Genomic DNA, 12,758 nt, shown 5'->3' on the forward strand with positions numbered 1-12,758 from the left:
TGTGCATGAAATCACATTTTTACCTTGATCTAAATCAAAGATGTATTCTATTTACCATTTTTAGGTTGATGAATATCCAAACTTAAATTATAAAGCGAATGATAATAATTACTGATCTCATTAAGGTTTGCGACTATGTGCATTCAATTTAAATCTTGCTTCGTGTTGTCTGCTTTAACACTCTCACTCTCTCAATATGCTATCGCTGATAATACCTCACCTAAAGAAGATACACTTGTTGTGACAACAACACGTAACGCAGCTTCTTTATGGAACAGCCCAGCCACCATTCAAGTCATTGATAAAGAAACAATAACGCAATCAACCTCTTCTTCTATTGCTGATCAATTGCGTGATATTCCTGGTGTTGAAGTCACTGATAATAGCCTTGCTGGTCGTAAACAAATTCGTATTCGTGGCGAGGCTTCATCACGCGTACTCTTGTTGGTTGATGGGCAGGAAGTGACCTATCAACGTGGTGGTCAAAACTTTGGTGCTGGTATTTTAATTGATGAATCTGCATTAGAGCGTATTGAAGTGGTTAAAGGTCCCTATTCGGTGCTTTATGGCTCGCAAGCTATTGGCGGTGTCGTAAATTTAATTACTCAAAAAGGTGGCGATAAGCCTTTTGGCGGAAATGTTAAAGTCGTTTATGACTCAGCAACCATGGGATGGCGAGAATCTGCATTAATTTCAGGCACTGTCGGTGATTTTGAATATCGCCTTAATGGAAGTTATGCCGATCATGGGGATAGATATACTCCTGATGGGCGTTTACCTAATACGCATTTTAGAAATAACGGTCAAGGTGCATGGTTAGGCTATAAAGTGGATAAACATAAGTTAGGGCTTTCGCTCGATCGTTATAATTTATCAACACAATCTTATTATGCTGATGAAGGAAAATATCAAGAGTTTAGCGTTAAAGTACCTAAACTAGAGCGTGAAAAAGTCGGTTTATTTTATGACTATGATGCAGATACCGATTATTTCAAAAAACTTCATATTGATGCCTATACACAACGTATAGAGCGAGAATTTGAAAACCGCGTAGGCGTTGTTACGCCTACGGGTAGCCCGATGATTGGTAATTTAACCGTAAAAAATAGAACTCAATCTGAAGATACGCAAAATACACAAGGCATGACAATACAGGCTAATTTTACTTTACCTGCAAATAATGAATTAATTTTAGGCTCTCAATATCAACAAGATAAAGTAAAACAAACCTCTGCTGGACAAACCTCTTCAAATAGCACAACAGGGTTTCCACCGGCGGTAAATTATGAAAAACAATCCCTGTTACATAACCGCAGTAAACAAACTAATATCTCTGTTTTCGCCCAAAATGATTGGAAAATAACAGATGATTGGTCATGGACAATGGGGGCCAGACAATATTGGTTGAAATCAGAATTACAAGATGGTGATGAAACTATTCATCATAATAAAACAGGAACAAGCTATAAGACATTAGGTTCTGATCCTGTAAGAGATAACGCTTTTATTGTGTCATCTAATTTGCGTTATTCTGGATTTAAAGATACTGAATTACGTCTCGCATTTGCTCAAGGTTATGTTTTCCCAACACTTGTTCAGCAATTTATGAACACGACGGCTGGCGGTGCGGTGACTTACGGTAATCCAAATCTTGATGCTGAACATTCTAATAACGTGGAATTTGGTGCGCGTTATAAAGGCAATAATTGGTATATCGATAGCGCGATTTATTATTCTGAAGCCAAAGATTACATCACATCACTCGCCTGTGCAGGAGAATCTATTTGCGAAGGAAATAGTAAAACGGGTCGCGCAGATTATTTCTATTACGATAATATCGATCGCGCCAAAACTTATGGTATGGAAGTGATGGCTCAATACCAAGGTTGGTTAATTACTCCTTATGTTTCTGCTAATGTGATGCGTCGTCAATTTATTGGCTCTACATTGAAAACATGGGATACCGGCGAACCGACATTAACCTCTCGTATTGGTGCTAAACATGTATTACTTCTCAATAATATGAATCTAATGTCGGACTTATATTTAAGAGCAGCAACAAAAGCAAAAGATCATAGCAACCCAGAAAATAAACAGCACTATGCAGGTTGGACAACCGTTAATCTTTCACTGAGTACAGAATTTGGTAATAACGATCAATACCGTATTAACTTTGATTTAAATAATATTTTGAATAAGCGTTATCAAACTGCTCATGAATCTATTCCTGCCGCAGGTATTAATGCTGCAGTTGGTCTGACATGGGCATTTTAATTATGAAAAAAATTGCAATCGCACTTAGTTTGTTATTGTTACCTTTTAACTTAATGGCAAAAAATAACAATAATAGTGAGCGTTGGGTTATTGCTGGTGGCTCTATAACAGAACTCGTTTATGCCATAGGTGCTGGCGATAAGATTGTCGGTGTTGATGAAACAACGTCTTATCCTGAACAAACGCAAGCATTGCCCCATATCGGATATTGGAAGCAGCTAAGTACAGAAGGAATTCTGTCTTTACGCCCTTCTACTTTTGTCACTTGGGATGATGCTGAACCTAAAATGGTGTTGCGCCAATTAGCACAACATAATGTTGATGTCATTGCATTACCACGAACACCTGCAACATTTGATTTAATGCTGAAAAATATTCGCACACTGGCGGCTTCTCTTGATAAGAAAACTGAGGCTGAAGCATTAATTGACACATTACAATCTCGTTTAGCGGTTATCGCTGAAAAAAATAATCACATTAAACAGAAAGTAAAAGTGTTGTTTTTTCTTTCGCCCGGAGGGGGAATTCCTCAAGTTGCAGGAAAAAATAGTGTTGCAGATGCCATTTTGGCATTAGCGGGTGGCGATAATATCGCCACGCACGAAAATTATCGTATTTATAGCGCAGAAGCTATTATCGCAGCTAATCCAGAAGTTATCGTGATAACCACACAAAGCCAACAAAATCATACTGGCGGTATAAGAGCCTCTGAAGGATTAGCGTCTGTTCCTGGTGTCTCAATGACTCAAGCATGGAAAAACCAGCGCATTATTGAAATTGATCAATCCCTTATTTTGGGAATGGGACCTCGTATTGTGGATGCGGTGGAGTTATTGCATCAACAGTTTTATCCCGCTGATCCTGTTAATGTTAATAAGTAGGAATGATCTAATAATGAAAGAGTTAGTCGCAACACATAGCACCCAATCTTCAGCAGAAATCGATCTTACTCCTCATTTTGCACTTGATGGTGATAGCCCTTTTCTTGATAGACATGCCACGATGCCATGGCGAGGCTCTGTACCTATTGCGAAAGAAGATCAACAATCTACATGGCAAACACTGTTAAACAGTAAAACGCCTGCGTGTAAACGTTTGTTGTATATTCATATTCCTTTTTGTGCAACGCATTGTACGTTTTGTGGTTTTTATCAAAATAACTACCATGAAGAAGCCTGTACGCGCTATACCGACGCATTATTGCGTGAGATATCGGCTGAATCAGATAGCTTACTTTATCAGTCAGCGCCCATTCATGCCGTTTACTTTGGTGGTGGAACCCCTTCTGCATTATCAGCAAAAGATCTCTATCGAGTGATCTCTCATTTGCGCCAATCACTTCCTTTAGCACCAGATTGTGAAATCACGATTGAAGGTCGCGTTTTAAATTTTGATGATAATCGAATTGATGCTTGTTTAGATGCAGGTGCAAACCGCTTTTCTATTGGTATTCAAACCTTTAACAGCAAAATACGTAAACGGATGGCAAGGACATCAACGGGTGAAGAAGCCGCCAAATTTATGAAAGGACTCTGTTTACGAGATAGAGCTGCTGTGGTGTGTGATCTGTTATTTGGATTACCGGGACAAAATGCAGTGAATTGGCAAGAGGATCTTACTATTGCCCATGATATTGGTTTAGATGGTGTCGATTTATATGCATTGAATTTATTGCCAAATACACCATTGGGCAAAGCGGTGGAAAATCAGCGAGTGACTGTACCAACACCAATAGAACGGCGTGCGCTCTATCTTCAAGGCTGTGATTTTATGGAAAACGTGGGTTGGCATCAGATAAGTAATAGTCATTGGGCTAGAACAACTCGTGAGCGCAATCTCTATAATTTATTAATTAAACAAGGTGCGGATTGCCTTGCTTTTGGCTCTGGGGCTGGTGGTTCAGTTAATGGTTATTCTTGGATGATAGAACGATCACTGGATAGCTATTATCAAAAAATTACAGATAACCAAAAGCCCTTAATGATGATGAGTCGTACAACTGATAGTGGTTTTCGTTGGCGTCATGAACTACAAGCCGGCATAGAGTGTGGGCGTGTTGATTTAGCCAAATTAAGCCCGCAAGCGACTCAGCTCTCCCCTTTATTAAATCAATGGTATCAAGCGGGTCTTGTTGAAGACGATTTTCTTTGTATGAAACTCACTAATGAAGGTCGATTTTGGGCAAGCAATTTGCTGACATCTTTACAGCAATTAATTTTGCAATTAAATACACCCCGTTAATTTTATTACCCTAAATATTAATTAAAAGATGGAAATAACATCATGAATATAGAGTTACAACAATTTTTAATGACCGAGCCTGATGGAACACTAGAAACTATCGCAACGCAATTTGATACCACCTTGTTAGAGGTGGTGAGACATTTACCATCACGCTCATTAATGAGTGGTGAGCAATTCGATATTGTGTGGGATAACGTGATGAAATGGGGTAATGTCACCACGCTTGTGCATACTCAAGATGTTATTTTAGAATTTAGCGGTGAATTACCCAGTGGTTTTCATCGTCATGGCTATTTTAACTTACGTGGTAAGAAAGGAATGACAGGCCATATTAAAGCCGAAAATTGCCAATATATTGCAATGATCGAGCGTAAATTTATGGGTATGGATACCGCCTCTATCTTATTTTTCAATCATCAAGGCGTTGCAATGTTTAAGATTTTCCTTGGCAGAGACGAACACCGTCAACTGTTACCAGAGCAATTATCAGCCTTCCGTCAATTAGCACAACAATTAAATAAGGAATAATTGCACGTGAAAACATGGGTTATTTTTGGCGCCGGCGGTAAAGGTATCGGCGCACATATTGCAGATATTGGCGTTACACAACAACGCCCTATTGTGGCTTTAGTTCGTTCCGAAGAGGCAGCGAATCGGTTAAACGAAAAAGGGATCAAAACAGTTATCGGCGATGCGATTGATGCTAACGCGGTTGAGGCTGTTTTAACATTGGCAGGAAAAGAGGCAGACATCATTTCCACAATGGGGGGTGAAAATGATTATTTAGCCCATCGAACCGTTATTGATACTGCGGAAAAAATGGGTTTTCAACGTATGCTAATGGTTTCATCTTTAGGATGTGGTGATAGTTGGGTTGCCTTATCTGACAGAGCAAAAGCAGCGTTTGGTCAAGCTGTAAGAGAAAAATCATTGGCTGAAGTGTGGTTGCAAACCAGTCGTTTTGATTATGCGATAGTTAGACCGGGTGGATTACTTAATGGTGAAGAAACAGGCAAAGCCCAGCTTTATCAGTATGAAGAGACTCATGGTTTAGTTAATCGTCGAGATGTTGCGCGTTTAGTGACTCAGCTTCTTGAAGCCGATCTTCTTGATGATCAAATTTATGCTGTGGTTGAACCGGGTTTACTCCCTTCCAAGTAGTTGCACTTGCGATAAGTATTTTTCGCTTCAAGTTAAGATCACCATTAAGAGATAACGCATTTGCGTTATCTCTTTTTTCTTACTTTTGTTATGGGTAATAACTCACAAGATAATGCGTTTTTCTCTTACAGCAAAAATTCCTTAACAGACATTCGTCACTTTACTGTCTTAATAGGGGGAACTTGTGGCATAATGTCGCCCCATTATCTTTTGTCATTCACTAATAATGAGTATTCGTCTTGTTAATCAGCAATAATATCACTATGCAGTTTGGCTCCAAGCCACTGTTTGAAAACATTTCTGTCAAATTCGGTGGCGGAAATCGCTATGGTTTAATCGGTGCCAACGGTAGCGGTAAATCAACCTTTATGAAAATTTTAGGTGGCGATTTAGTGCCAAGTAGCGGCAACGTATTCCTCGATCCTAATGAACGCCTTGGTAAACTAAAACAAGACCAGTTTGCTTATGAAGAGTTTACTGTGCTTGATACGGTGATTATGGGGCACACTGAACTTTGGGAAGTGAAGCAAGAGCGTGAACGCATCTATAATTTACCTGAAATGAGCGAAGAAGACGGCTTACGTGTTGCCGATCTTGAAGTGAAATTTGGTGAAATGGACGGTTATACCGTTGAATCTCGTGCTGGCGAATTATTGCTAAACGTAGGTATTCCATTAGAACAACACAATGGTCCTATGAGTGAAGTGGCTCCCGGTTGGAAATTGCGTGTGTTACTTGCACAAGCCCTGTTTGCTGATCCTGATATTTTGTTGCTGGATGAACCGACGAACAACTTGGATATTGATACCATTCGTTGGCTTGAGCAAACGCTAAATGAACGTAACAGTACCATGATCATTATTTCCCATGATCGCCATTTCCTAAATATGGTCTGTACGCACATGGCAGACTTAGACTATGGTGCGCTTGCTGTTCATCCGGGTAACTATGATGAATATATGTTTGCTGCAACCCAAGCTCGTGAGCGTTTATTAGCGGATAATGCGAAGAAAAAAGCACAGATTAGTGAATTACAATCTTTCGTGAGTCGCTTTAGTGCTAATGCATCTAAATCACGCCAAGCAACCTCTCGTGCAAAACAAATTGAGAAAATTCAATTAGCAGAAGTGAAAGCGTCTAGCCGTCAAAACCCATTCATTCGTTTTGAACAAGAGAAAAAATTATTCCGTAATGCGCTTGAAGTGGAAAATATCTCTAAAGGCTATGATGATAATGCCCCGCTGTTTAAAAACGTCAATATGATGCTTGAAGTGGGCGAAAAAGTGGCCATTTTAGGTAATAACGGTGTGGGTAAATCGACAATGATCAAAACATTAGTCGGTGAATTAACACCTGATACTGGCCGTTTAAAATGGTCTGAAAACTCAAACATTGGCTATTATGCACAAGATCACGCAACTGATTTTGAAGTCAATATGACTGTGTTTGATTGGATGAGTTTATGGATGAAACCAGAAGACGATGAGCAATCTGTACGCAGCGTATTAGGTCGTTTACTGTTCTCTCAAGATGATTTGAAAAAATCAGTTCAAGTTTTATCTGGTGGTGAAAAAGGTAGAATGTTATTTGGTAAGCTGATGATGCAAAAGCCAAACATTTTGATTATGGATGAACCAACCAACCACTTAGATATGGAATCTATCGAATCATTGAATATGGCATTAGAGCTTTATCAAGGTACATTGATTTTCGTCTCTCATGACCGTGAATTTGTCAGTTCATTGGCAAATCGTATTATTGAAATCACACCTGAAAAAGTGACTAATTTCCAAGGAACTTATGATGAGTTCTTAGCGAAAAAAGGTGTTGAGGCTTAATCGCTGCCCTATTTATTAAATAGTAGATAAGACAAATGAAAAAGGCTTAGTATATTGACTAAGCCTTTTTAAATTTTGATAAATGTTTTTATAGTCTTATTTGATTATAGTGTCCTGAAATTTCCACCTCAGGCTTATTTTTTATTTTTCTATTTATTTTTATTATTATTTCCAAGCCACTGTATAATAGAGGATTTACAGATAATAAATCTTCACTGATTTGTTTTTCTTTAACAAGCTTATCATTCTCTTTTTTATCCTTTTTATATTTTAAATCCATATATTTTTCTGATAATAAATTATCCAACATATTTATATTGTCTAATAATGCTACATTTAACGCACTATCATTGATTATAGATCCAGTAGTATCTTTTTCTTTCTTTGCAAATTTATTTATATTTGCGTTGTTACTAATCATTTCACTGTTATTTTTATATTTCAACAATAATTTTTTAATATCATTTAAATCATTTTCATTTTGTTTTTCTGTAATATCTTTCATTAAAACTGACATTTGATAATTAATTTCTTCCAATAAAGAGAGGTCTATATCTTTTAATCTTAATATTGATTCAACTTTTTCTGTTGAATTGCTAAGTTTATTTGCTAGAAAGTTTGCAGGGGATTCAATATATTCTTTAATTGTATTAATTAAAAAACCTTGAGTTCTTTTTTCTGATACTCTAATTTTAATTATATCTTCATTTTTTTCACTTTTTTTATCTACTTTAATTTTCAGTAAATCAGTTTTATCATTATAATTTTTTCTTATAATTTCATTAAACTTTCCAGAAAATAAGGTGTCGAGATATTTTTCTTCATTAAGATTTTCTGTGTTAATTTTATTTAAAGATAAAATATTTATTTTAGACTCTGTTTCTATTTTTTTTAATTTTTCGGTGATGTTTTCTGGGATTGTTTTATTTAGCTCATCGAAAAACTCTTTGCTAATAGTTTCTTTCTTATTATTGCCATTTGAAATTAAATTATCGATTTTTGAATTTATTATATATTCATTATTATTATCAATGTCTTGTAAGTCTAATCTTTTTATAAATAATATATCGTTATAATATTTAAATACTTCATTAATTTGTTCGATACTATAAATACCGATACTTTTAGGTAAATTTTCTATTATAGCTTTTTGTTCGGTGCTAATTTCAAAAATATTTATCTTTTTTTCATCCAGCAATAAAGGTTCGATTATTCCGTCAAATTCTTTTTTTAATTCTTCCTTTAACTCTGAACTTTTATTAAGATTATGATAATAAAAAATTTTTAATATGGTTGAGTTTCTATTATATTCATCTAAATTTGATAATATACTTATTTTATTTTCAATGGATAAATCGCCATTGTTAAAATTATTTATATTAATCAAATCTAAATTGTTATCATTAGGAATGATAAATTTTAATACATTGTCTTCCTTCATCCCACCGGTTTTAATATTAAATTTTATTTGTTTTTCTTTATTTATTTTAATGTCCAGTTTTTTATCTATATTACTATCATTATATTGTTTAGATATCGATTTAACTAATTCTAATTTTTCACTTAAAATAGTATTTTTTTTGTTTAAAAGCAACATGTTCATAAATAGTTCGCTTTTGTCTTTTTCATTTAATTTTTCACTTAATATATTGTAAGTAGATAAAAAATTATTTAAATTTCCTTCATCTTCCTTTGATGTTGCATTATTGTATAAATTCTTATTATTTATAATATTTTCAAATGCTGCAAAGTCTAAATCAAATTTCTGTGTTATATTTGAATGTGCATTGGATATGATTTTATTATTATTTTCATCTAGAAGAAAAAAAGTTACTTTTTCTGGTGTAAACTCTACATCTAATATTTTTCTGTCTTTATTAAGAATTTCTTTCAGTGACAGATAACTATATATTATGTTATAGGTTGAATGAATTTTGTCGTTAAAAATATTATTTATTAATAGAGATATATAGTAATCATTATATTTTTCATTGCGGCTTTCTTTTATTATTTCCCATACTTCATCCATGGCATATTTTTCTTTTATTTCAATGCATTTTTTTCCTGATAAGAATTTATTCAGTATTGAATTTCCTTTTTTAAAAGAATCTAGTTTTTCATCTCTATAAACATTATCATTCAATAATAATGATAAATTGCTTCTTATTAATTCTATTTTTTCTTCCGCGCTTTTATTTTCCATTTCATTTGTTTTATTTACATCATTTACTACCATTAATTCTATATTATTAATATCCATTTTTAGTGGTTGATTAAATAATGATTTAATACTTTGGTTATTAATAATATTATTCCTTTGTTTTTCTGAACAATCAATTTCAAAATATGACTGAGATATATGTGTACCATTCTGAATATACCCTATTTCAAAATAAAAAACATTATTATCTATTTTTATGTTAAATGTATCTTTATAATCATTTAGTGATAAATTCCTTAACTCTTTAAATTTATCTAGTTTATCTAAAAATGAAACATCAGGGTTATAATAAACATCATAAAGCAATGTCATAACTTGCTTTTTATCGCTAATATGGAAACAATCTTTTATCTTATCCCAGATAGTCATGACTTTATTGACTTTTTCTCCAGATAAAACGCTATTAATCTGAGCTGATGTTAGTTTACTATTTCCTATGGTTATACTATTCATATTTCGCCTGGTTTGAAAAAATTTAAAGTAAGATAATAATAAATAATAATAAAATTACTTAATATAAATAAATGTCTTGATTATTTTAATAAAAAATACTTTTGCTTTTTATAATGTAGAATATATGGCAATGTATCAACAATACAATTTAATTATTCTCCTCTATAACTTTATTTCTATTATAAAATTAATCTAATATTAAAAATTAATATATAAATAATTACTCATTTTTTAGGATCATAATATTAAAAACTTATACTCCATCATTTTTAAATGAAAATGATTATTATTTATATTGACTGACAGTCGGTCGTTGTTGTATGTTACCGACCCTGAGTCAGTCATTATCAATTTTTCATTTTCGATGGAACTATCATGTTGCTATTACCTGAAAATAATCATTGCCCAAATAAGCACTTTAAAAGTAGACGTAACTACTATTCTATTGTTATTCCTACATTATTTACATTAACTGCCCTATCCCCTGTGTATGCGGAAACCACTGAAAAAATTGTGGTCACTGCGAGTAGCGGTAATGAAAATGAGTCATTACCTATCGGTTATATTGCCAAGAAGCAGACAACGGCAACAAAAAGTGATGCCACGTTATTAGAAGCACCACAAATGGTTTCTGTCGTTAATCGTGCGCAATTAGATAATTTACCTTCTGAATCTATCAGCCAAGCATTGCGTTATAGCTCAGGGGTTGTGAGTGAAAAATTTGGCGCTTTTGGTAGCGGTATTGATTACTCGAAAATGCGTGGTTTTGACGCTGACTATTATTTAGATGGGCTAAGAATGCTGGGTAATAGTGGTATTTGGGCGCCACAGATTGATAGTTGGAGTTTAGAAAGTTTAGAAGCTGTGCATGGACCTGCATCTGCTTTATATGGGCAAGGTGGTGCCGGCGGTGTGATAAATATGACGTCACGTCGCCCTTCAGAAGAAACTCAGCATCAAGTGCAACTACAAGCTGGTAATAATAAAAACCATGGTATTAAATTTGATACTACATCTGCACTTAATGAGGATGAAACATGGTTATATCGTGTTTCAGGCTTGGCGCTTGAACAAGAGTCGCAAATACCCTCTTCTCGTCAAACTCGATTTCTTATCTCGCCCGCTGTTACTTGGAAACCAAATGATGCATTGAGTTGGACAATATTGGGGCAATATCAAAAAGAGCCTCGTCTTGGTTACTATAATACATTGCCTGCTCAAGCATTAGGTTTGTTACCAAATCCTAATGGAAAAGTCGATCCTAATCGAAATTATAATAATCAAAGTCATGATAATTCACACCGTAAGCAACAATCATTAACCTCACTGTTCGCGTATGATCTAACACCTCAGTGGCAGTTTAAGCAAAATACCCGTTTTATGAAGGTTGATACGGAAATTAGTCGTGATTATACCCGTGGTTTTTTACCGGGTGATCGTCTGCTCACTGCGGTTTATCAAGAAGCACCGAGTAAATCAGAAACATGGGTAACAGATACTCAATTGATTGGTAAATTATCGACATGGGATATCAATCATACGGTGATGGCTGGTTTTGATTATCAACATGGCAATATGACTAAAGATTGGTGGGGTTCACAAACAGTTAGTTTTGATCCTTGGGCATCACATCACAAGCCAGATTTTGAACCTTACCCTGTTTCACGTACGTCAACAAAACAACAATTTGATCGCTATGGATATTATTTACAAGATCATTTGCGTTGGCAGCAATGGAATTTACTGCTGAGTGGTCGTTATGATTCCTCTGATTTAGACACACATAATCAAATTTCAGGTGCTACAAGCTCCAGCCATAACACGGCATGGAGCCATCGTGTGGGTTTAAGCTATCAATTTAATAATGGATTTTCACCTTGGGTAAGTACATCAGATAGTTTTGATCCTGTATTAGGTACAGATGCAGATGGAAAAGCTTTTATTCCAATGAAATCAAAACAATATGAAGCGGGTATTAAGTATCAAAATCCTGAGTCAACACAATTAGTGAGTGTTGCTGTTTATCAATTAACGCAAGAAAATGTCACAACACATAACCCAAGAAATCCTGATTATTATCAGCAATCTGGAGAAATTCGTTCTCGGGGGCTTGAGTTTGAAAGTAAATTAGCGTTAACACCACGAGTTAATATGATGCTCAATTATGCTTATATTCATAATATTGTGACATCAACGAGTGATCCGACAACGTTAAATAAACATCCTGTACAAGTGCCTACTCATACCGGCTCTGCATGGATAGATTACCGTTTTCACCAGCCTTACTTAGAAGGTGCATTATTAGGTGCCGGCGTACGCTATTTAGGCTCCAGTTATGGTGATAATACAAATACGTTTAAAGTCCCCGCAGTATGGTTAGCTGATATGAGTTTCCGCTACCAATTATCGTCAATAAACCGTGAATTGCAGGGATTAGAGTTAGGATTAACTGTCAGCAATATTACAAATAAATCCTATGTTGCGAGTTGTACCAGCTCGACTTACTGCAGTATTGGTACTGATCGCGTAGTTCTTGGTGTATTAAATTACTATTTTTAGGAAATGAA

Annotated in this window: 8 protein-coding genes; 7 read left to right on the top strand and 1 reads right to left on the bottom strand. The window is 35.0% G+C overall.

Translation table 11 applies throughout. The features are described 5' to 3' along the window. The first annotated feature begins 135 nt into the window (after positions 1-135). The 6 genes from BTA34_RS07515 to BTA34_RS07540 all read left to right on the top strand — a co-directional run bounded on the left by BTA34_RS07515 (position 136) and on the right by BTA34_RS07540 (position 7,517). The gene (locus BTA34_RS07515; RefSeq protein ID WP_151435115.1) at positions 136-2,274 is read left to right on the top strand and encodes a TonB-dependent receptor plug domain-containing protein; all 2,139 of its coding nucleotides are present in this window, start codon (positions 136-138) and stop codon (positions 2,272-2,274) included. 2 nt (positions 2,275-2,276) lie between these two features. Next, the gene (locus BTA34_RS07520) at positions 2,277-3,155 is read left to right on the top strand and encodes a heme/hemin ABC transporter substrate-binding protein (RefSeq protein ID WP_265576297.1); all 879 of its coding nucleotides are present in this window, start codon (positions 2,277-2,279) and stop codon (positions 3,153-3,155) included. 13 nt (positions 3,156-3,168) lie between these two features. Then, positions 3,169-4,515 carry a heme anaerobic degradation radical SAM methyltransferase ChuW/HutW gene (hutW, locus tag BTA34_RS07525; RefSeq protein WP_151435117.1) on the top strand — a complete coding sequence of 449 codons (1,347 nt, stop codon included), beginning with the start codon at positions 3,169-3,171 and terminating at the stop codon, positions 4,513-4,515. A 42-nt stretch (positions 4,516-4,557) separates the two neighbouring features. Beyond that, positions 4,558-5,046 carry a heme utilization cystosolic carrier protein HutX gene (gene hutX / locus BTA34_RS07530; protein WP_409282779.1) on the top strand — a complete coding sequence of 163 codons (489 nt, stop codon included), beginning with the start codon at positions 4,558-4,560 and terminating at the stop codon, positions 5,044-5,046. 6 nt (positions 5,047-5,052) lie between these two features. Continuing rightward, complete coding sequence (locus BTA34_RS07535) at positions 5,053-5,679, top strand: NAD(P)H-binding protein (protein WP_151435119.1); 627 nt, start codon at positions 5,053-5,055, stop codon at positions 5,677-5,679. Positions 5,680-5,918: 239 nt separating this feature from the next. After that, on the top strand, positions 5,919-7,517 hold the full coding sequence (locus tag BTA34_RS07540; RefSeq protein WP_151435120.1) for an ABC-F family ATPase: 1,599 nt from the start codon (positions 5,919-5,921) through the stop codon (positions 7,515-7,517). Between the two features lie 88 nt (positions 7,518-7,605). Here the strand turns inward: BTA34_RS07540 and BTA34_RS07545 are convergent, their stop codons facing one another. Then, positions 7,606-10,191, bottom strand: a complete 2,586-nt coding sequence (locus tag BTA34_RS07545) for a hypothetical protein (protein WP_151435121.1) — start codon at positions 10,189-10,191, stop codon at positions 7,606-7,608. A 375-nt stretch (positions 10,192-10,566) separates the two neighbouring features. Between BTA34_RS07545 and BTA34_RS07550 the strand changes: the two genes are divergently transcribed. Then, on the top strand, positions 10,567-12,750 hold the full coding sequence (locus tag BTA34_RS07550; protein WP_151435122.1) for a TonB-dependent siderophore receptor: 2,184 nt from the start codon (positions 10,567-10,569) through the stop codon (positions 12,748-12,750). The last annotated feature ends 8 nt before the right edge of the window (positions 12,751-12,758 follow it).

Source organism: Proteus sp. CD3 (genome assembly GCF_008808075.1).
Classification (GTDB): domain Bacteria; phylum Pseudomonadota; class Gammaproteobacteria; order Enterobacterales; family Enterobacteriaceae; genus Proteus; species Proteus appendicitidis.

Excerpts from the sequence above, each read along its gene's own strand:
- BTA34_RS07515 (WP_151435115.1), top strand. The coding sequence starts at position 136 with ATGTGCATTCAATTTAAATCTTGCTTCGTGTTGTCTGCTTTAACACTC.
- BTA34_RS07520 (WP_265576297.1), top strand. The coding sequence starts at position 2,277 with ATGAAAAAAATTGCAATCGCACTTAGTTTGTTATTGTTACCTTTTAAC.
- hutW (WP_151435117.1), top strand. The coding sequence starts at position 3,169 with ATGAAAGAGTTAGTCGCAACACATAGCACCCAATCTTCAGCAGAAATC.
- hutX (WP_409282779.1), top strand. The coding sequence starts at position 4,558 with ATGAATATAGAGTTACAACAATTTTTAATGACCGAGCCTGATGGAACA.
- BTA34_RS07545 (WP_151435121.1), bottom strand. The coding sequence starts at position 10,191 with ATGAATAGTATAACCATAGGAAATAGTAAACTAACATCAGCTCAGATT.
- BTA34_RS07550 (WP_151435122.1), top strand. The coding sequence starts at position 10,567 with ATGTTGCTATTACCTGAAAATAATCATTGCCCAAATAAGCACTTTAAA.